This window comes from Actinomyces capricornis, from assembly GCF_019974135.1.
GTDB lineage: Bacteria > Actinomycetota > Actinomycetes > Actinomycetales > Actinomycetaceae > Actinomyces > Actinomyces capricornis.
The window spans coordinates 1542406-1562582 of sequence record NZ_AP025017.1; the positions used below are offsets into that span (position 1 = coordinate 1542406).

At 73.5% G+C, this 20177-nt stretch carries 12 protein-coding genes, 1 tRNA gene, 1 other RNA gene and 1 pseudogene; 9 read left to right on the forward strand and 6 right to left on the reverse strand.

All coding sequences use genetic code 11. The features are described from left to right. Positions 1-27: 27 nt before the first annotated feature. Both MANAM107_RS06210 and MANAM107_RS06215 read right to left on the reverse strand, forming a co-directional pair. Entirely contained in the window at positions 28-636 is a 609-nt protein-coding gene (locus MANAM107_RS06210) for a septum formation family protein (RefSeq protein ID WP_223912534.1), read from the reverse strand. 245 nt (positions 637-881) lie between these two features. Beyond that, a tRNA-Ser gene (locus MANAM107_RS06215) sits at positions 882-969 on the reverse strand. 169 nt (positions 970-1138) lie between these two features. Here MANAM107_RS06215 and ffs point away from each other — a divergent pair. Further along, an RNA gene (ffs, locus tag MANAM107_RS06220) (signal recognition particle sRNA small type) lies at positions 1139-1233 on the forward strand. Between the two features lie 239 nt (positions 1234-1472). Here ffs and MANAM107_RS06225 read toward each other — a convergent pair. Then, a complete protein-coding gene (locus MANAM107_RS06225; protein WP_223912537.1) occupies positions 1473-2360 on the reverse strand; it encodes a fructose bisphosphate aldolase in 888 nt (295 codons plus the stop codon). Between the two features lie 323 nt (positions 2361-2683). On the opposite strand from MANAM107_RS06225, the gene MANAM107_RS13075 reads away from it, so the two are divergent. Both MANAM107_RS13075 and recR read left to right on the forward strand, forming a co-directional pair. Further along, the gene (locus MANAM107_RS13075) at positions 2684-5866 is read left to right on the forward strand and encodes a DNA polymerase III subunit gamma and tau (protein ID WP_263421934.1); all 3183 of its coding nucleotides are present in this window, start codon (positions 2684-2686) and stop codon (positions 5864-5866) included. A gap of 1 nt (position 5867) precedes the next feature. Beyond that, entirely contained in the window at positions 5868-6476 is a 609-nt protein-coding gene (recR, locus tag MANAM107_RS06235) for a recombination mediator RecR (RefSeq protein ID WP_218929162.1), read from the forward strand. Between the two features lie 64 nt (positions 6477-6540). Here recR and MANAM107_RS06240 read toward each other — a convergent pair whose 3' ends face one another. Both MANAM107_RS06240 and MANAM107_RS06245 read right to left on the reverse strand, forming a co-directional pair. Next, positions 6541-7689, reverse strand: coding sequence for an ABC transporter permease (locus MANAM107_RS06240; RefSeq protein ID WP_223912540.1), 1149 nt, complete (start codon positions 7687-7689; stop codon positions 6541-6543). 163 nt (positions 7690-7852) lie between these two features. Continuing rightward, positions 7853-8486 (reverse strand): annotated as a pseudogene (locus MANAM107_RS06245) (ABC transporter ATP-binding protein); the annotation flags it as partial. Positions 8487-8895: 409 nt separating this feature from the next. Between MANAM107_RS06245 and MANAM107_RS06250 the strand changes: the two are divergent. From MANAM107_RS06250 to MANAM107_RS06275, 6 genes are all read left to right on the forward strand, one after another. Next, a complete protein-coding gene (locus MANAM107_RS06250; protein ID WP_223912547.1) occupies positions 8896-13398 on the forward strand; it encodes a DUF4011 domain-containing protein in 4503 nt (1500 codons plus the stop codon). 207 nt (positions 13399-13605) lie between these two features. Further along, positions 13606-15123, forward strand: a complete 1518-nt coding sequence (locus tag MANAM107_RS06255) for an aspartate kinase (RefSeq protein ID WP_223912550.1) — start codon at positions 13606-13608, stop codon at positions 15121-15123. Then, positions 15120-16214, forward strand: coding sequence for an aspartate-semialdehyde dehydrogenase (locus tag MANAM107_RS06260; RefSeq protein ID WP_223912554.1), 1095 nt, complete (start codon positions 15120-15122; stop codon positions 16212-16214). Before MANAM107_RS06255 ends, MANAM107_RS06260 begins: the two co-directional genes overlap by 4 nt. A 49-nt stretch (positions 16215-16263) precedes the next feature. Beyond that, on the forward strand, positions 16264-16842 hold the full coding sequence (locus MANAM107_RS06265) for a GNAT family N-acetyltransferase (RefSeq protein ID WP_223912557.1): 579 nt from the start codon (positions 16264-16266) through the stop codon (positions 16840-16842). Between the two features lie 160 nt (positions 16843-17002). Beyond that, complete coding sequence (gene trxA, locus MANAM107_RS06270) at positions 17003-17365, forward strand: thioredoxin (RefSeq protein WP_179901382.1); 363 nt, start codon at positions 17003-17005, stop codon at positions 17363-17365. A gap of 299 nt (positions 17366-17664) precedes the next feature. Beyond that, positions 17665-18657: a macro domain-containing protein gene (locus MANAM107_RS06275; RefSeq protein ID WP_223912560.1), complete on the forward strand. Its 993-nt coding sequence runs from the start codon at positions 17665-17667 to the stop codon at positions 18655-18657. 47 nt (positions 18658-18704) lie between these two features. On the opposite strand, the gene hemL is transcribed toward MANAM107_RS06275, so the two are convergent. Then, entirely contained in the window at positions 18705-20150 is a 1446-nt protein-coding gene (gene hemL / locus MANAM107_RS06280; protein ID WP_223912562.1) for a glutamate-1-semialdehyde 2,1-aminomutase, read from the reverse strand. Positions 20151-20177 lie beyond the last annotated feature (27 nt).

The window sequence follows — 20177 nt, forward strand, 5'->3', positions numbered from 1 at the left end:
GACTCCCCATGCATCTGGGGAGTGGGCCTACTGGGCCGCTCCCTTGGCCGAGCCGGTGGTCTCCGTGCCGGTGTTGGTGGTCACCATGCAGGAGATGAGGCGGTCTCCCTGATCCCAGGTGGCCTGGGTGGGGTAGAGGTAGGTGTAGCTGTAGGTCTGCGAGGCCTCGGGGCTGATGCCGACGAACTCCTCGAAGCCGGTGCTGCAGGTCTGCGCGGCGGTGGTCTCGATCTCCTGCTCAGAAGGCAGGGCCGCTCCGGTCAGTTCGGACTCGGCGTAGACCTCGTAGAGGTGGGGCTCGGAGCAGTCCACCACGGTGACATCACCGACCTGTGTGCTGCCCGTGCCGGTTCCCGGGTCCTTGAGGCAGTCGCCGACGGAGAGCGTGGTGGAGCTGACGGAGGAGGTCTCGGGGGCGCTGGTGCCCTGGGTGGGGCCGGCAGTGCGCTCGCGGGTGCCGCCGTCGGCGGTGCCGTCGTCGCTGGTGCTCGCCTCGCTGGAGCCGGTGGCCTGTGCCTCCGACTGGGAGTCCTGCGAGGGCGGGGTCGAGACGGCCTGGTCCTGGCAGGCGCCCAGGCCCAGGGCCAGCACCATGGCGGCGGGGATGGTGATCAATGCGCGGGTTGCTGTGCTCATGAAGCCCACCATGCCAGCGGCATCCCCCGGCGTCAGTGGGTAGTCATGGGCCGTCCTCCCCACCGTCGTGGCGCTGCTGCCCGGCGGGCCGGGCCTCCTGGGGTGCGGTGGCAGGCGGGCGGCGCACCCCCGAGCCACCTGGTCCAGGCGTCCTGAGCAGGTCCAGCCACTCACGGGCGGAGAGTTGCGGAAGGAGGCCGTAGATACTCGCAGCCCCCGCCGGGGCCGGCGGGGGCTGCGATTCATGGCGGAGGATGGGGGATTCGAACCCCCGAGGGCTTGCACCCAACACGCTTTCCAAGCGTGCGCCATAGGCCACTAGGCGAATCCTCCAGGTGTGCTGAGCAGGAGATCCCGCCGCAACAGGAAGGGAATATATCGGAGACCCGGGGGCCGGGGCCACCCGATGGCCGCCCGACGACGGTGGGATCAGTCACGCGCGGTGGTGTGCCCGTGGGGCCCTGCTGGGTCCTGCGTGGCACGGGAGTCGGGTACACTCATCCCCGGCCCCTCGTGCGGCGTCATCCAGTGAATCCCCCAGGACCGGAAGGTAGCAAGGGTAAGCGGGCTCTGGCGGGTGCGCGAGGGGTCCTTGCGTGCCGGGCGCCGGGAGTGCAGGCCGGCCCCGGCCAGGACCGGCCTGCGGCGACTTGTGCCCGGCCTGTGGGCCGGCTCGTGGGCCGGCGCTGCGGGAGCACGACGACGGCCGCCGTCGGGAGGGCTCCGACGACGGCCGCCGCGTGACGCTGCACCACGATTCCCGGCGCGTCAGACCGGGTGGCGGGCAGGAGCGGGCCCAGTGCCCCGCCCCGCCCGTCACGATGCGCGAGGGCCTCTCATGCCACGGAGGCCCGATGGATCCCCTCGATCGTCGCATCGAGGGTCGCATCGAAGTCGGCCTGGGCCTGCCCGTCGGACAGGCCCTCCAGGAGGGCCCGGGAGAAGCTGGCGATGAGGCCGGGGTTGCGCGCCAGGCGCGCGTTGGCGTCCTCGCGCTCGTAGCCGCCGGACAGTGCCACCACCCGCATGACCCGCGGGTGCTCGATGAGCGAGGAGTACAGGCCGTCGCGGCTGGGGATCGTCACCTTCAGGACGACGTCGCGGCCCTCGTCCAGGGCGTCGAGGCGGCGGGTCAGCTCGGTCACGAGCAGGTCCTCGGCCTCGGCCTTGTCGGGGGCGTGGATGTCGACCTCGGGCTCGATGATCGGGACCAGGCCGGCATCGAGGATCTTCTCGGCGATCTCGAACTGCTGGGCCACGACGGCGCGCACGCCGGCCTCGTCGGCGCCCAGGATGACCGAGCGCATCTTGGTGCCGAAGATGCCGGCGGCCACGGCGCGGCCCAGGAGGTCCTCCAGGCCGGGGATCGGCTTCATGAGGCGGGCGCCGTCGGCCTCGTCGGCCAGGCCCTTATCCACCTTGAGGAAGGGGACGATCTGCTTGACCTCCCACAGGTACTCGGCGGTGGGGCGCCCCTCGATCTGGGCGTCCATGGTCCGCTCGAAGAGGATCGCTCCGATGATGCGCTCGGAGGTGAAGACCCGGGAGGTGATGATGCGGCTGCGCATGGCGTGGACCAGCGCGTACATCTCGGCCTCGTTGGTGTAGCGCTCGGAGTCGATGCCGTAGCCGGCCAGGGCCTTGGGGGTGGAGCCGCCGGACTGGTCGAGGGCGGCGATGAATCCCGCGCCGTGTCGGATCTGCTCGGCCTGCTGCTGATTCACGTTCTGTCCTTCGCGAGTGGGGGTGGGGGTGGTCAGGCGGGGCCCGACAGCAGCACCATACATGATAACCATTCTCAACAACATGTCCGGTTGCACATCTTCGCGCCGGCCCGCCCCCGGCCTGCGGCGCCATAGCGCCAGATCCGGCGCCGCGGCCACCGCTGTGCGCCGTGAAGATGTGCAGCGCGGGCCCGTTGCACATCTTCACCCAGGCGGCTCCGGCCGGGCCCGCGGAATCATGCGGATCGTCGGTCTGGGAATCGGTCCGTGGGCGCCGAAGATGTGCAGCGGCGGGGGCGGGGTTCCGGGCTAGAGTTCGGAGTGTGACCACCGCCCTGTACCGCCGCTACCGCCCCGACGCCTTCCAGGACGTCATCGGGCAGGACCATGTGACCGCCCCGCTCATGGCGGCCCTGCGCGCCGACCGCGTCACCCACGCCTACCTCTTCTCCGGCCCGCGCGGCTGCGGCAAGACCACCAGCGCCCGCATCCTGGCGCGCTGCCTCAACTGCGCCCAGGCGCCCACCGACACCCCCTGCGGGCAGTGCCCCTCCTGCCAGGACCTGGCCACCGGCGGGCCCGGGAGCCTGGATGTGGTGGAGATCGACGCCGCCAGCCACAACGGCGTCGACGACGCCCGCGATCTGCGCGAGCGCGCCGCCTTCGCCCCGGCGCGCGACCGCTACAAGATCTTCATCCTCGATGAGGCCCACATGGTCACGGCCCAGGGCTTCAACGCCCTGCTCAAGCTCGTGGAGGAGCCCCCCGCCCACGTGAAGTTCATCTTCGCGACCACCGAGCCGGAGAAGGTCATCGGCACCATCCGCTCGCGTACCCACCACTATCCCTTCCGGCTCGTTCCGCCCGACACCCTGGAGGCCTATCTCGCCCAGCTGTGCCAGGCCGAGGGCGTCGATGCCGGCCCCGGTGTCTTCCCCCTGGTGGTGCGGGCCGGGGGCGGCAGCGTGCGCGACACCCTGTCGGTGATGGACCAGCTCATCGGCGGGGCCCTCGACGGCGCCGTGGACTACCAGCGCGCCGTGGCCCTCCTGGGGTACACCGATACCACCATGCTCGACCAGTGCGTCGACGCCATCGCGGCGGCCGACGGCGCCGGGGTCTTCCGCGTGGTCGACCGGGTGGTCACCTCCGGGCACGATCCCCGCCGCTTCGTGGAGGACCTGCTCCAGCGCCTGCGCGATCTGCTGGTCATCGCCCTGGCCGGGGACCAGGCGGGCCCGGCGCTGGGCTCCCTGCCCGTCGACGAGCTCTCCCGCATGGATGTCCAGGCCCGCACCCTGGGCGCCGCGGCCCTGTCTCGGGCGGCCGACATGACGGCGCAGGCCCTGACCGCCATGGTGGGGGCCACCTCGCCCAGGCTCCAGCTGGAGCTGCTCGTGGCCAGGCTCATCGTGCCAGTGGCCGGGGCCCAGGGCGCGGGCGCCGCGGCCATGGGCGCCCCGGTTGCCACAGCCGCGGCCGGGCCGGCGGCGCAGGGCGGCGCTACCGGTGGCCCCGGTGCCGCCAGTGGCCCCGCCGCGCCGAGCCGGAGCGGTACGGCCCCGGCATCGGGGCGCGAGCTGGCGGCGCAGGCTGCCCGCCAGGCATCCACGGGCTCCACACCGGAGTCCCCGCCCACGGCGGGCGGTGAGGGCTCCCCGGGAGGCGGGGCGGCGCCCGGGCAGGGCGGCGCGCCTGCCGGTGGCCCGGCCCATCCCGGTGCCGCGCAGGCCGCTGAGGGCTACGACCCCCGCAGGCAGGGCGCTGCCGCAGGCACAGAGGGGGCCTCGGGCTCTGGCCCGGACTCATCTGCCGGCCCCGCCGGGATGCCGCCAGTGGCCTGGGATGAGGGTGAGCCGCCCTCGCACCCGGGGGACCGCCGGGCCTCCGGCGCTCGCGGGGGAGCCGGGTCGTCGGGGCAGGCGCCAGCAGTGCCATGGGAGGAGGCCGCTCCGGGATCGGCGCCGTCGGCCGGAGCGCCCAGTGGGGCGCCGCAGGGGACGCAGGAGCCGCCGGGGCCCGGCGCTGCGGAGGCCGAGATGCTCCGCACTCGCTGGGAGGAGGTCCTGGAGGCCGCCAAGCGCTCGCGCCGCGCGACCTGGGCGCTGGTGGGCCCCAACTCCCGGCCCGGCACCTTGGCCAATGGCGTCCTCACCCTGCTGTTCAACGCCCCCGGACTGGTGGGCGCCTTCGAGAACGGCGGGCACGGACCGATTCTTGCCGCCGCCATCCACCAGGCCCTGGGCCTGCAGGTGGAGGTGCGCGCGATTCTCACCGGTGATGACGGCCCTGGTGGCTCTGGCGGGCCGGGTGGTCCTGGGGGCCACGGTCCCGGGGGTGGCCGCGGAGGCAGGCCCGGCTCGGGCCCGCAGGGCGGTGCTGGAAGCCCCGGCCCGCCCAGTGGAGGCCGTGGAGGCGTGGGAGCCCGGGCCCCGCAGGGCTTCGAGGCCCCCGGGGAGCCGAGCGGGGCGAGCGGTCCCGGCGGCTGGGAGGCTGAGCCTCCCCCCGAGGATTGGGAGGCGGTGCCCCCCACCGGCGCCGTGGGGGATGGGCCCACTGATGCCGCGGGGACGGCGAGCGGTGATGGCGCTGCGCCCCACCGGTCAGCGCCGGCCACCACCGGGGCCCCGCCGAGCGATGACGGCTGGGGCCCTGTTGCCATTCCCGGGGGAGGAGCGAGCCCATCGCCGCAGGAGCCGGAGGATGCAGGACCCGGCCCTGAGCCCGGCGTTGAGTCCGTTCCCGGGACCGGATCCGCGGCCAGCCCCGAGGCCGCGCCCGACTTCGGCCCGGCGGCGGGTCCGGCGCGCGGGCCCGACGGCGGGCCCGGCCCGCGGGGTGCGGACGCCACGGCCGCGGGCGCTGCGCGTGGTGTGGGGGACGATGGCTGGGGCCCCGTGGTTGTCCCCGGCGGCGAGGCGCTCGGCCAGGATCGGGCGCAGCCGCCGGAGGGCCCGCCCGGTGCGGGCGCGCAGGGCCCCCAGGATGACGGGGACCTGGAGGAGGACGAGCCCCGCCTGGCCACCGTCCACCGCCTGCGGGCACTGCCGCCCACCCCGGCCGGTCCGGCGCGTGGTCCGGACAGCCCCGGATCCGCGCCGTCGACGGCCGGCGCTCCCGAGACCGGGCCCGCCCAGGCGGTCGGCCCCGCTGAAGCCGGTGGTCCTGGCAGTCCCTCCGGGGCGCTGAGCCCCACCTCCTGGGAGGAGCCCGAGACCTTCTCCGACGGCATCCCCCTGCCCGAGGAGCCCGGCGACCCCGATGGCCCGGCCCCGCAGGACTCGGCGACCTGGGCGCCGTCGGGCATGGCCGGCTCCAGGCTGGCCGCCGCCATGGCTGCGGCCCGGGCCGCCGCGCAGAGCGAGGACGTCTCCCTGGCCGAGGACACCCCCAGTGAGGATGACGAGGACGCCGAGGATGCCGGCGTCGTCGGCCTGGAGGTGGTCAAGCGCATCCTGGGGGCCACTGTTATCGAGGAGATCACCGTGACCCAGGAGGGGCACTGAGATGCCGGCAATCTACGAGGGCGCCGTCCAGGACCTCATCGACGAGTTCGGCGAGCTGCCCGGGATCGGCCCCAAGTCCGCCCAGCGCATGGCCTTCCACATCCTGGCTGCGGATGCCGCCGCCGTGGAGCGGCTCATCGAGGCCCTGCGCGCCGTCAAGGCCAGGGTCCGCTTCTGCGAGACCTGCGGGAACATCGCCGAGGAGCCCCAGTGCGGGATCTGCCGGGACCCGCGCCGCGACCGCCGGGTCATCTGCGTGGTCGAGGAGCCCAAGGATGTGGTGGCCATCGAGCGCACCCGCGAGTACCGGGGCCTCTACCACGTGCTCGGTGGGGCCATCGACCCCATCAACGGGGTGGGGCCCGACGACCTGCGGGTCCGCGACCTGTTCAACCGCCTGGGCTCGCAGGAGGTCGAGGAGGTCATCCTGGCCACCGATCCCGACGTCGTCGGCGAGGCCACCGCCGCCTACCTCACCCGGATGCTGCGCAGCATGGAGGTGCCGGTCTCCCGCCTGGCCTCCGGCCTGCCGGTGGGCAGCGACCTGGAGTACGCCGATGAGGTCACCCTGGGCCGTGCCTTCGAGGGGCGCCGGCGGGTGGAGGACTGAGCCGCCACCCACGACGGCGGCGGTTGTGGAGGCCCTTCGGGCTCTGCGTGCCGCGGTGCGCCCCTCAGGCCAGGCGGATGCCTCGCGGCAGGGTCGTGGCGGGCACCGCCAGGCAGCGGGTCGCTGCGCTCGCAGCGCCGGTGCCCAGGAGCGCCAGGAACAGCAGGCTGGCCGGCCAGAAGGCGAGGTGCGCCGGCGAGGAGTCCCTGGAGTCCTCCGGAGGCACGCTGTCGCACTCCGAGCAGGTGCAGTAGGCCTCCGTTCTGCTGGCAGGCTCGGGTGTGCGCATCGCATCGACCTCCTCCCCGATGGCGACCAGTGGGCTATCGGGTGAGTACCCGGCCTGAACGTCGACGTAGTAGACGTAGTAGACGTAGTAATCGACCTCCTCCCCGATATCGGGTGAGTACTCGGGCTGAACGTCGCCGTAGCGTGCGGAGACGTCGCTGAGGATGATGAAGGGGTTGGGCGCCAGCAGCCACCAGACCCTCTCCACGCGGTGGATCTCCTCAATGCGGACGCTCCGCGTGCACTGCGGCTCGGTCTCATCCTCTGGTGCGCCGGGCTGGTCGGGGGAGGAGAGCAGGGAGTGGATGGTCACCTCCTGCTGGTCGCGCACCGCCGGGGCGAGGATGGTCATCGCCAGCGGGGTGCCGATGACCAGGGCCGCCACCACCAGGTAGGTCAGGACCGTGGAGGCGGAGGTCCGTGCCGTCAGTGCGGAGAGCCCCAGGCCGATCGCGCACACGCTGGCCAGGGTGATGAGCAGGATCATCAGGTGGGTCAGGAACACCCGGGCCGAGACGCCGCCCCCGGCCACCAGCACGAGCAGGAAGGGCAGTGCGACGGCCAGGAAGGCCAGCGCCGCCAGCCAGGCGGCCATGAGCTTGCCCAGGGCGATCTCGGCGGGCCTGAGTGCTGTGGCCTGAAGAAGGGCCAGGGTGGCGTCGGCACGGTCCCCGTTGATGGAGGTGGAGGACAGGGTGGGGGCCACGATGAGCCCGATCCCCATGACGAAGCACACGATGATGTCGTAGAGCCAGGGGGTGGCGCTGCGCAGCAGCTCGTCGGTGGGCAGCGCCAACAGGGTCAGCCCACCGCAGACCAGCAGGAGCACCAGTGCCCAGATGAGGAGCATGATGCGCCATCGCGTGGACCTCACCCGCTGGCGCAGTTCGAGCTGTGCGACGGTCATAACGCCGTTGCGGGTCATCGGCGCTCTCCTTCCAGGGCCAGGTAGGCCTCCTCCAGGGCGCGCAGCAGCCAGGTCCGGTGCACGGGCGTGGGGCCGGCCACGGGCGCCGGCGCGCCTTCGGCCGGCGGCGGCGCCGCGCCCGGTGGGGCGCTCAGGCCCTGGCCGGTCAGTGGGGAGTCGATGGCCTGCCCGCGGGCCATGAAGACGACGCCGTCGACCATCTCCTCCAGCTCGCCCAGGATGTGGCTGGAGATGAGGACGGTGGTGCCTGCGCCGGCCAGGTCGCGCAGCAGGGCGCGCAGGTCGGCGCGGGAGCGGGGATCCATGCCGGAGGCGGGCTCGTCCAGGAGCAGGACCTGGGGCTGGTGGATGAGGGCGCGGGCCAGGCCCAGGCGCTGCTTCTGGCCGCGGGAGAGGACCCGCGCGGGCTGGCGGGCCATCTCCTGGAGGTGGACGGTGGCGAGCATGCGCTCGGCCGCCTGCCGGGAGGCGGCCCGGTCCATCTGCTGGGCGTCGGCGAAGGTCAGGAGGATCTCGGCGCAGGTCAGGGAGTCCCAGGTGCCGAAGGCGTCGGGCATCCAGCCCACGGCGCGGTGCACCTCCCGGGGCTGGGAGACGGGATCGAACCCGGCCACCCGGATGGTGCCGGAGTCCGGGGCCAGGAGGGCGGCCAGCATGAGCAGCAGAGTGGTCTTGCCGGCTCCGTTGGGGCCCACGAGCCCGGTGACGCTGCCCGAGGGCACCGACAGGCTCAGCTGCTGGACCGCCGGGAACCGGCCGAAGAACCGGGACACCTCCGTCACCTCGATGCTCATGGCTCCAGGGTAGCGATGAGGCCCGGTGCGGCATGGGTCCAATGGGCCTGCTGGGAGGGGCGCCGTCCGCACGGGGCCCGAGTGCTCTCCTCGCCCGTTCGGCGGATGCCTGCTCGGCCCGCGCTGCTCGCCCATCGACGACGGAGCCCACTGGCAGTGGGTCCTGCGTCACGGGGCGGTCGGGCTGGTGGGCGGGGTGCCGATGGTGCGCGCGACGTTGGGGTAGCCTGCGTGTGCCGGCTCCGGCCGCATCCCCTCCTTCTCATTCACCCCTACCAGACCTCGCACCTGCCCCGGCTTCCTGCCAGGACGGCCCGCGCCTCGGGCCCGCCTGGCCCGGGGCGCCCCGTCGGTCCTGACGGCTCCAGCCGCGCCGGGACCCGTCGGGCCAGGCAGGTGAGGAACAGCCATGGAACTGGATAACCGCGATCTCGTCCTCAAGGCGCTCCTGAGCATCCTCCCCAAGCGCCTGGAGCCCTATCTGCGTGCCAGGATCGAGGGCCCCGGCCCTCAGCCGCACGACCTGGGCGATCTGGCCGACCTCTCCGTCCAGATCGACCTGCTGACCAGGCGCGGCAGCGATGGGCGCTACCTCCTCCGCCTGCCTGCGGGCCTGGCGGGCAAGCTCCACGAGGTGCGCCGCTTGCGCAACGAGGCCGTCCACGGCGAGGCCTTCGACGACGGCAAGGCACTGGCGGCGCTGGTGGCGGTCGGCGAGGTCCTGCGCCTGATCGGCTCCCCACAGGGCCGTGAGGAGGTGCACGAGCTCATCCGCATCCTCGGCCTGCCCGGCCCGGCCGATGTGCCCCAGGCCGCCCCGACCCCGACGCCGCACCAGCACCGCCCCAGCCCGGCTGCTCGTGGGAGCGGTGCCCCGCCGGCTCCCAGCGCTCCACTGGCCGAGGCGGCCGGCGCCCCGATCAGCGGCTCGGCCGGCCGGGTGGTTCCGCCGCGGATCGAGGGGTGGAAGCGGAGCCTGCTCGACCTCACCCTGCGCAACCCCCTCATCAACCGCCCCCTGCGCTCCACCGACGCGCCCTCCACCGACGCGCCCATCGAGCTCGAGGTCCCTCAGGACCTGGTGGGGCGCCTGGAGGACCTGATCAACGACCGCGAGCTCATCGTCCTGCGCCCGGCCCACTACCACTGCGGGCCCGGAGCCCAGGAGGAGGGCCGGGCGGCCCGCCTCCTGGCCGAGCACCGCCAGGTGGAGACCTCACTGGCCCGCAAGGACTACACGGCGACCCTCCAGTCCCTGGCGGCCCGCGCCCAGACCATCGTTGACGACACCGGGGCGAATAACCTCTACCTGGCCATTGGCACCCTGGAGTGGTCGATGGGCGGGCGCCAGGTGCGCTCCCCGCTCATCCTCATCCCGGTCACCCTCCATCGCACCGGGAGGGAGGACGACGAGTACGGGATCGAGCTCGACGAGACGGGGATCTCCACCCCGAACCACTCCTTCCTCACCAGCTTCGCCCAGGAGACCGGTATCGATCTGGCAGAGCTGGCTCGGCCCCTGCACGATGAGCACGGCCTGGACCTGGAGTCGACCCTGAACCGGGTCCGCCGCAGGCTCCGCCAGGAGGGCCGCAACGACGCGGTGTCCTCCACCGTGCACCTGGGGCTCTTCCAGTTCTCCACCTACCGGATGTGGCGGGACCTCGATGAGCACTGGCCGAGCATCGCCGCCAATCCCCTGGTGGGCCACCTCGTCCAGGCGCCCCCGAGCCCCTTCGCCGACCCGGCCGGCGCCGCGCCGGAGGCCGATATCGACACCGTCATCGAGGCCCTGCCCCTGACCGCCGACGCCACGCAGGCCCGGGTGGTGGCCGAGGCCGTGGCCGGGCGCAGCTTCGTGGTCGAGGGCCCGCCGGGAACAGGGAAGTCCCAGACCGTCGCCAACCTCATCTTCCGTGCCCTGGCCACGGGGCGCACGGTCATGTTCGTGGCGGAGAAGAGGTCGGCCCTCGACGTCGTCGCCCGGCGCCTGAGCCGGGATGCCGGGATCGGCGGGCTCGTGCTCAACCTCCACGACAACCGCATGAGGCCCGCGCAGGTGCGCCAGGCCCTGCGCGAGGCCCTGGACCTCGGGCCCGGCCCGGTGCCCGGGAGCCTGGGGGCCGAGCGCCGAACCATCGCTGCGATCCGGGAGCACCTGGAGGCCTACCGTGCCGGGGTGCACGGGCCCAACTGCGTGGGCCTCTCCTACTACGCGGCGCGCGCCGAGCTGGTCTCACCGGGGCAGGCGGTGGCCGCGATCCCCTCGGAGTCGGAGCACTGGTGGGGCGGTGGGCTCCCGCAGGGGCCCGACGACGCCGCCTCCTTCCTCGAGGGCGCCGGTTTGACGGAGGCCGCCGGCGGCCTGCTCGTCCCGGCCCGGGGCCTGGCGGGCGGCCCCGGGGGCAGGGGCGCGGCCCCCGACCTGCGGGTCCTGGATGACGCGACCAGGAGACGGGTCGCGCAGGCCTCCTTCGTGGAGCGCTCCCGCCGGGCAGGGCTGGAGGCCTTCGATGTGGCGGCGCACGCCCGCCTGCTGGACTCCTACCGTCAGGCCCAGGAGCGCCTGCGCGGCGCACTGGCCGCCGAGCTGCTGAGCGTGGTCGCCCGCAACCGCGAGGAGGCCCTGGCCGGTGCGGGCCAGCGGGCCCAAGGGCTGCGCGACGAGATCCACCGCCGGCGCCGGGGTATGAGCGTGCGCGAGATCATGGACTCCTACGGGGACCTCGTCACCGCCCTGACCCCCTGCATCCTGGTCTCCCCCGACTCCGTGGCCCGCTTCTTCCCCGCCGACCGCCAGTTCGTGGACATCGTCGTGTTCGACGAGGCCTCCCAGATCCCCGTGGCCAATGCGGTGGGGACCATGGGACGGGGCCGCTCCGTGGTCGTCGTCGGGGATCCCAAGCAGATGCCGCCCACGGCTGTGGCCAGCGCGGCCGCCAGGGACTCGGGGGAGGGGGGTGCTCGGGAGGAGGACTCGATCCTCACCCAGTGCCTGGCCGGCGGCGTGCGCCGCCACCGCCTGACCTGGCACTACCGCAGCAGGGTGGAGTCCCTCATCGCCTTCTCCAACCGGCACTACTACGACGGCGCCCTGGCGTCCTTCCCCAGCCCGCTGGGGATGGAGGCCAGGCCCGACGACTCCCCGGGCGGTCACGGCATCTCCATGCGCCGGGTCAAGGGCCACTACATCCGGGACGAGGAGCGCTACAAGTACCCCAGGGCCCGCACCGGGACCAACCCCCAGGAGGCCCGGGAGATCGTCATGGAGGTGATCAGGCGCTTCGAGGCCTCGCCGGAGCAGGCCCCCTCCCTGGGCATCGTCACCTTCAACCGGAACCAGAGGGACCTCATCGAGCAGCGCCTGCGGGCCGAGGGGCCGCCCCGGGTGGTGGCCGCTCTGGACGACCCCGATGGCCTGCTGATCAAGAACCTGGAGAACGTCCAGGGCGAGGAGCGGGACACGATCCTGTTCTCGGTGACCTTCTCGACCAACGCCCGCGGTCAGGTGCCGATGACCTTCGGGCCGCTGAGCCAGGCCGGTGGGGAGCGGCGCCTCAACGTGGCCATCACCAGGGCCCGCCGCCAGATCATCGTCTTCGTCAGCTTCGATCCCGAGGACCTGCACGCCGAGCGATCGACCCATCAGGGGATCAAGGACCTGCGCGCCTACCTCGAGATGGCGCGGGACGGGGGCGCGCCACCCTCCTTCTTCGCCGCCGGCTCGCCGGCCCGGGCCCAGGTGGATTGGCACCGCCACGAGATCGCCGAGGAGCTGCGCAGAGCCGGGCTCGAGGTCAAGACCGGTGTGGGGCAGTCCTCCTTCACCATCGACCTGGTGCTCTCTCGCCCGGGGCGGCCCGATGACCCGCGGGTGGCCGTCCTGCTCGACGGCCCCCAGTGGTCCGGGCGCATGAGTGTGACCGACCGCGACCTGCTGCCCGTCGACGTTCTGGAGCGCATGGGCTGGCCGCGGGTCGAGCGCATCTGGGCCCCCGAGTGGGTCCAGGACAGGCAGGCGGTCATCGACAGGCTGGTCGAGGCCTCCGGGGGCCGGTCCGTGGCGCCCGCGGGCCCCGGAGTCGGGGCCTCCACGGCTCAGGAGGACGCGGCAGCGCCCGGCGGCCCTGCGGGCGCGGGGTCTGTCAGCACCCCGACGCCGCCCGAGGCCCCCGGGGCCGCACCTGCCACGGGCACCGCGACCGCCGACGGCGTTACTGAGGCCACCGCTGAGGCCGCCGCCCCTGCCACTGCCGCAGGCAGGGCTGCGGGTGCCGGGGCTCCAGCGGGGCCGCCTGGCCCTGCTGCCCAGGAGGAGCGTGCAGCGGAGAGTGAGGGCGCGCAGGCGCTGAGCGCCGTCAGGGCCCCGGAGTACACCCCGTGGCGGCGCACCCAGGTGCTGCCCCGCGAGACCCTGGACCGGGCCGTGGCCGGCGCGCGCCCGGATCCCGAGGCCCGCGCCGAGGTGGTCCGCGTCGCCAGGCAGATCTGCGCCGTCGAGTCGCCGCTGGCCTTCCACCGGCTCGCCGTCCACGTCTGCCGGGCCTTCGGCCTCACGCGCACCGTGGCCTCCCGGGAGCAGGGGATCCGCCGGGCGCTGGGGAGCGCCTTCGCCTATATCGACCAGGAGGACTTCGTGTGGGTGAGCATGGCCAGCGCGGGGGAGCCGGTGCGGTACCGCCGCTATGCCCTGGACCATGTCGAGGGCATCGAGCAGATCCACCCGCGCGAGCTGGTCAGCCTCCTCAGCGAGATCCGCTCGGCCAGCCCGGCCTGGATCTCCAAGGAGGACCTGTTCCGCAAGGCGCTGGACAGGCTCAGCCGCAAGCGGCGCCGCCTGACCGAGCGCGTGTGGACCGCCATGGACACCGCCCTTGAGGCGGCTGAGCGCGACGCGGCACCCCGGCCTTAACACCCACCTGGCCGGTGCCCCGTCCCTCGCCCCGTCTCACCATGGGGATGCCGACATTCCCTCCTGGGGGAAGCCGTATGCTTGCCCCAGTCACGCCGTCGTGGGTGCCGTCCGCGGCGAGGTCCGATCCCGCGGGTGCGGCGCCCGCCGCCGGGAGCGGCAGGCGGCTGGCCTCCCCAGCCGGCACAAGGACCCGAGGAGCACCCCATGGCACTGGTCGTGCAGAAGTACGGCGGATCATCCGTCAGTGATATCGACGCCATGCGGCGCGTCGCACGCCGCGTCGTGGCCACCCGGGAGGCGGGCAACACCGTCGTGGTGGTCGTCTCGGCCATGGGGGACACCACCGACGAGCTGCTCGACATGGCCGGGGCCCTGACCTCCGAGCCCCCCGTGCGCGAGATGGACATCCTGCTCAGCGCGGGCGAGCGCATCTCCATGGCCCTGCTGGCCATGGCCATCCACGAGCTGGGCGTGCCGGCCCAGGCCTACACCGGCGCCCAGGCCGGGGTGCTCACCGACTCCAAGTACGGGCGCGCCTCCATCGTCGGCGTCCTGCCCGAGCGCGTGGCCCGCTCCATCCAGTCCGGGGCGGTGGCCATCGTCGCCGGATTCCAGGGCATCAACGAGGTCGAGGACGTCACCACCCTGGGGCGCGGCGGCTCCGACACCACCGCCGTGGCCCTGGCCGCCGCCCTCAACGCCGACGTGTGCGAGATCTACACCGACGTCGACGGCCTGTTCACCGCCGACCCCCGCATCGTGCCCAGTGCCCGGCGCGTGGAGGCCCTCTCCAGCGAGGAGACCCTGGAGCTGGCCGCCCACGGGGCCAAGATCCTCCACCTGCGGGCCGTGGAGTACGCCCGCCGCTTCGGGGTTCCCCTGCACGTGCGCTCCTCCTTCTCCGACCGGACCGGCACCTGGATCTACGACGGCCGCCGCGAGGGGGCCTTCGTCCCCTCCGCCGCGGCCGCCCAGCTCGACGACGTCGTCGCCGCCGACACTGCTGCCGACACCGCGCCGCCCGTCCCCGCCGGGCAGGAGCCCGCGACGGCCGGGCAGGCGCCCTCGGGGGCCGGAGCGCCGCGCAGCGCCAACCCCCTGGTCGAGGGCCCCTCGGCCCTCGACGTCGACACCGCCCACCGCAACGCCATCTCCGCCCGGGCCAGCGCCCGCCCCCGCCCCTCAGCCAAGGAGGACCACGTGGAAGCCCCCGTCATCTCCGGCATCGCGCACGACCGCAGCCAGGACAAGATCACCCTGGTGGGCGTGCCCGACGTCCCCGGCGCCGCCGCCCGCATCTTCGAGATCGTCGCCGGCACCGACGCCAATATCGACATGATCGTCCAGGACGTCTCCGCCGAGGGCACGGGACTGACCAACATCTCCTTCACCTGCCCCGACGGCGACTCCGCCGCCGCCCGCGCCGCCCTGGAGGCCGCCCGTGAGGAGCTGGGCTTCAAGTCCCTGCACTTCAACCCCGACATCGGCAAGCTCTCCCTGGTGGGCGCGGGCATGCGCTCCCACCCGGGCGTCTCCGCCAGGCTCTTCGGGGCCCTGAGCGAGGCCGGGGTCAACATCCACATGATCTCCACCTCCGAGATCCGCATCTCGGTGGTGGTCGACGACGCCGTGCTCGACGAGGCCGTGCGCGCCGTCCACTCCGCCTTCGGCCTCGACACCCAGGCCGCCGAGGCGGTCGTCTACGGAGGGACCGGACGATGAGCACTGCGAGCACCGCACCCGTGAACACCTACAGCGGACCGGCCGACGGCGTCGTCGTGGCCGTCGTGGGCGCCACCGGCCAGGTCGGCCGCGTCATGCGCGCCATGCTGGATGAGCGCGACTTCCCCGCCCGCGCCGTGCGCTTCTTCTCCTCGGCCCGCTCTGCGGGAACCGTCGTGGACTTCCGCGGCGCCCAGGTGGAGGTCGAGGACGTGGCCACCGCCGACCTGACCGGCATCGATGTGGCCATCTTCTCCGCCGGCGGGGGAACCTCCAAGGAGTACGCCCCGCGCTTCGCCGCCGCGGGCGCCGTCGTGGTCGACAACTCCTCGGCCTGGAGGAAGGACCCCGAGGTGCCCCTCGTGGTCTCCGAGGTCAACCCCCACGCCCTGCGCCACCGCCCCAAGGGCATCATCGCCAACCCCAACTGCACCACCATGGCCGCTATGCCCGCCCTCAAGGTGCTCCACGAGGAGGCTGGGCTCGTCCGGCTCATCGTCTCGACCTACCAGGCGGTCTCCGGCTCGGGGCGCGCCGGGGTGGCCGAGCTGGCCGGCCAGGTGCGCGCCGCCGTCGGCCAGGACCTGGAGGGCCTGGGCCTGGACGGGCGGGCCGTGGACTTCCCCGCCCCCGAGGTCTACGTGGACACCATCGCCTTCAACGCCGTGGCCTGGGCCGGCAATGACGCGGGCGACGGCTCCGGGGAGACCGACGAGGAGCAGAAGCTGCGCAACGAGTCCCGCAAGATCCTTGAGATCCCGGACCTGGCCGTCTCCGGAACCTGCGTGCGCATCCCCGTCTTCTCCGGCCACGGCCTGAGCGTCAACGCGGAGTTCGAGCGGCCCATTAGCGTGGAGCGGGCCCGCGAGCTGCTCCAGGCCGCCCCCGGCGTCGAGCTCCAGGACGTGCCCAGCCCGCTCAAGGGCGCCGGGCGCGACGGCACCTTCGTGGGCCGCCTGCGCGCCGACCAGGCCTTCGCCCCCGGCCACGGCCTGCAGTTCTTCGTCGTGGGGGACAACCTGCGCAAGGGCGCGGCCCTCAACGCCGTCGAGCTGGCCGAGCTCCTGGCTGCCGAGCTGCGCGGTGCCTGACCCCGCCGCCCCCATGAGCCCACGCAGAGGCCTCGCGCCGCTCCGGAGGATGCCCTCCGGCGCGGCGCGAGGCGCCTGGTCCGGCGGGGGCCTGGAGTCGCGCACCGTCACCGGGTGCCGGCCCGGGGACCAGGAGGTCATCGCCCTCTACCGGCGGGCCTTCCCGGAGGAGGAGCAGACCCCACTGTGGCATATGCGGCTCATGTCGCTACTGCCGGGCGTGGCCCTGCGCGCCTGGTACGACGGCGAGGTGCTGGCCGGGCTGACCTACACCGTGGAGTCGCGCACCATGGTGTGGCTGTTCTACCTGGCGGTCAACGACTCCGTGCGCTCACGCGGCTACGGTTCGCGCATCCTGGAGCAGGTGCGTCGCAGGGCCGCGGGCCGGCCCGTGGTCCTGGAGATCGAGCCCGTCGAGGCCGGTGCCCCCAACCTCGACCAGCGCCGTCGCCGCTTGGCCTTCTACCAGCGCAACGGCTTCACCCCCGCGGGCTGCACCATCCACGAGGGCACCCAGCGCTACACCCTGATGAGCGACCGGCCCTTCGACGCCCACGCCTTCAGCCGCATGGCACGGCGCTTCTTCCTGGGGGCCGAGCCCGTGCACCTGTCCTGCGACCAGGGCTGAGGGCAGCCACCCGCAGGTCACGAGGCCGGCCGATGGCTGCGTGCCCCCTGCGCCGCGGCAGGTCAGGGCTGTGCAGATCAAGAGCAAGGACGGGCCAGGAATAGGTTGAGGCCGGCACGTGTTGAGCCCTGCTGACATCACCGATCGAAAGGTCCTACCTATGGCCACCACGAACATCACCGGCCCCGAGTTCAAGAGCACCATCCACGGCGAGGGCATCACCATCGTCGACTTCTGGGCCTCCTGGTGCGGCCCCTGCCAGCGCTTCGCCCCGATCTTCGAGAAGGCCTCCGAGGCCAACCCGGACATCACCTTCGCCAAGGTCAACACTGAGGAGGAGCAGGAGCTGGCCGGCGCCCTGGGGATCTCCTCCATCCCCACCCTCATGGTCTTCCGCGACGACGTCCTGGTCTACCGCGAGGCCGGCGCCCTGCCCGCCTCCGCCCTGGAGGCCCTCATCACCCAGGTCCGCGAGCTGGACATGGACGAGGTCAAGGCCAAGATCGCCGAGCAGGAGGGCTGAGCCGGGCGGGGCATGGGCCCCGGCTCCCTGCCCGCTCTCGGCCGTACTGCCGGCACGTGACGGGCCGCGTCCCATACGATGTGATCTCCTATGAGACTCTGTCTACTCCTATGGCGATGCCTGTACGAATCGCAGTGAGAAGCACATGGCAATGACGTGAGTCTCCTCGCAGGTCACGGTTGCGTATCGGTTTTGTTGCTGCAATGACGCCGATTCGGGGCTCCGGGGGCCTGTGAGGGCCGGTGCCCTCCCATGCGCTGCACGGGCTATGGTGTGCTCAGGCAAGGCGAGGAGGGTAGATGAGCGGCTGCCGTCTTGGCGGAATCCCGGGCGATGTGGAGGACATGCTCGCGCACGCCGCGAACGATCCCGATGTCGCCAACGGCTCCTACCCGTGGTCCGCTGCGGGTGTCCTCGACGCGCGCGGCGGCATCCGCGACCGCAAGGCCCTCCTGCTGCGCCTGGTCCTCTCCCTCATCCGCACCGACCCCCCTGTCGTCACCAGCTGGGGGGACCTGACGCTCCCCGCCGATGCGGGGGATCTGCGCGTCTATCTGGACTACCTGCTCACCACGCGCCCGCCCGGCCCCCTGCCGATCGCCGCCGCCAGGGATCTCGACCTCCTCCTGGCCACCGAGGCCGCCGCCCGGGGTGCTGAGGACGCCCTGTCCCTGCCGAATCTGGCCGCCACTCATGGCGTGCCCGGGGCCCTGGGGCAGCGGGTGGCCCTGTGGCGGGGCGAACTCTCGCGCCTGCGGGCCGACGCCGTGCTCAACGCCGCCAATGCGCGCATGCTCGGATGCTTCGTTCCCGGGCACCGCTGCGTGGACAACATGCTCCACTCCGCGGCGGGGCCCGGGCTGCGCGCCGAGTGCGCCCGCTACATGGCCGATGCCGAGGCCGCCGACCCCGCCCGCCGCAGCACGGGGGAGCCCAGCGGCAGGGCCGTGCTCACCAATGGCTACCACCTGCCCGCCCTCTACGTCATTCACTCGGTGGGCCCCATGGCCGAGGACAACCGGCCGCCCAACCGCGAGGACCGCTACCTGCTGTCCTCCTGCTACACCAGTGCCCTGGATCTGGCCGACCGGCTGGGCATGAACAGCCTGGGCCTGTGCTCGATCTCCACGGGTGCCTTCGGCTACCCCAAGCCCTGGGCCGCCGCCGTCGCCTTCGATGCGCTGGCCCAGTGGATGGCCGACCACCCCTACTCCCGGCTGCGCGTCGTCATCGCCCTGGCCTCCGAGGCCGAGTACGCCGCCTTCGAGGGCACCCTGGCCCCGGCGCCCTGAGTCCGAGGGCGCCAGGCACCGGGGCCCGGCCCCGGGCGCGGGGGTGCTCAGGCCGGCTGGGCCTGGGCCGCAGCCCGGGCGGCCGACGGCGCTGCGGCGGCAATCGCCTCGATCTCGGCCTCGCCGTGGGCGGCGGAGACGAACCAGGCCTCGAAGACCGAGGGCGGCAGGGCCACCCCGGCCTCCAGGAAGGCGTGGAAGAAGGGGGCGTAGCGCCAGGTCTCCTGGGTGCGGGCCGCCTCATAGTCGACCACGCCCCGCTCGGCGGCCTCCTGGCCCAGCATGAGGGAGAACAGGGAGCCGGCCCGCTGCACGCGGTGCGCCACGCCCTGGGCCTCCAGGGCCCGGGAGACGACGTCGGCGATGGCCCGGGAGGTGGCCTCCACGCGGCGGTAGACGCTGTCGTCGGCGAGCTGGAGGGTGGCCAGGCCCGCGGCGGTGGCCAGGGGGCTGCCGGAGAGGGTCCCGGCCTGGTAGACCGGGCCCAGGGGCGCCAGCAGGTCCATGACCTCGGCCCGCCCGCCGACGGCGGCCAGGGGCATCCCACCGCCCACCACTTTCCCGAAGGTCAGCAGGTCGGGCACCCAGGCGGCGCGCTCGCGCCAGTCCTGGCCCGGCCAGGAGGGGGCGCCTGCGGGCCCCGGTGCGCCGTCGTCGGCCCTCCCCGCGCCGGACTGGGGGGCGCTCCAGCCGTCGATGGCCTCCAGCCCCCACCATCCGGCCGGCCCCACCCGGAATCCGGTGAGGACCTCGTCCAGGATCATCAGGGCCCCGTGCTCGGCGGTGACCCGGCGGATCTCGGCGTTGAAATCCTCCAGGGGCGGGACGATCCCCATATTCGCCGGCGCGCCCTCGCAGATGACCGCGGCGATCCGGGGGCCCTGGGCGGCGAAGCACTCGCCCAGCGCCTGGGTGTCGTTGTAGGGCAGGACGATGGTCTGGGCGGCGACCGCCTCGGGCACCCCCGCGCTGCCCGGCAGGCCTCCCGTGGCCACACCCGAGCCGGCCTCGGCCAGCAGGCCGTCGGAGTGCCCGTGGTAGCAGCCGGCGAACTTCACCACCAGGTCGCGGCCGGTGGCCCCGCGGGCCAGGCGCACCGCCGTCATGGTGGCCTCGGTGCCGGTGGACACGAAGCGGACCCGCTCCACCGCCGGGACGCGGCGGCGCACCTCCTGGGCCAGGAGCGTCTCGGCATGGGTGGGGGCCCCGAAGGACAGCCCACGCGCCGCCGCCTCCTGGACGGCCGCGACCACCTGGGGGTGGGCGTGGCCCAGGAGGGCCGGGCCCCAGGAGCCCACCAGGTCCACCAGCTCGGCGCCCTCGGCATCACGCAGGCGCGCGCCACTGGCCGAGGCGATGAAGCGGGGCGTGCCCCCCACCGAGCCGAAGGCCCGCACGGGGGAGTCCACGCCCCCGGGGATGACGGTGCGCGCCTGGGCGAAGAGCTCGGCATTGGTCAGGGTCTCCGGGGCGGGGGGCTCCTGGTGGGGCATGTGTGCTCCTGCGGTGGTGAGGACGGG

Bases quoted from the DNA above. Each gene is read 5' to 3' on its own strand.
- MANAM107_RS06210 (WP_223912534.1), bottom strand. From the start codon at position 636: ATGAGCACAGCAACCCGCGCATTGATCACCATCCCCGCCGCCATGGTG.
- recR (WP_218929162.1), top strand. From the start codon at position 5,868: ATGCCGGCAATCTACGAGGGCGCCGTCCAGGACCTCATCGACGAGTTC.
- MANAM107_RS06240 (WP_223912540.1), bottom strand. From the start codon at position 7,689: ATGACCCGCAACGGCGTTATGACCGTCGCACAGCTCGAACTGCGCCAG.
- MANAM107_RS06250 (WP_223912547.1), top strand. From the start codon at position 8,896: ATGGAACTGGATAACCGCGATCTCGTCCTCAAGGCGCTCCTGAGCATC.
- MANAM107_RS06255 (WP_223912550.1), top strand. From the start codon at position 13,606: ATGGCACTGGTCGTGCAGAAGTACGGCGGATCATCCGTCAGTGATATC.
- MANAM107_RS06260 (WP_223912554.1), top strand. From the start codon at position 15,120: ATGAGCACTGCGAGCACCGCACCCGTGAACACCTACAGCGGACCGGCC.
- MANAM107_RS06265 (WP_223912557.1), top strand. From the start codon at position 16,264: ATGCCCTCCGGCGCGGCGCGAGGCGCCTGGTCCGGCGGGGGCCTGGAG.
- trxA (WP_179901382.1), top strand. From the start codon at position 17,003: ATGGCCACCACGAACATCACCGGCCCCGAGTTCAAGAGCACCATCCAC.
- MANAM107_RS06275 (WP_223912560.1), top strand. From the start codon at position 17,665: ATGAGCGGCTGCCGTCTTGGCGGAATCCCGGGCGATGTGGAGGACATG.
- hemL (WP_223912562.1), bottom strand. From the start codon at position 20,150: ATGCCCCACCAGGAGCCCCCCGCCCCGGAGACCCTGACCAATGCCGAG.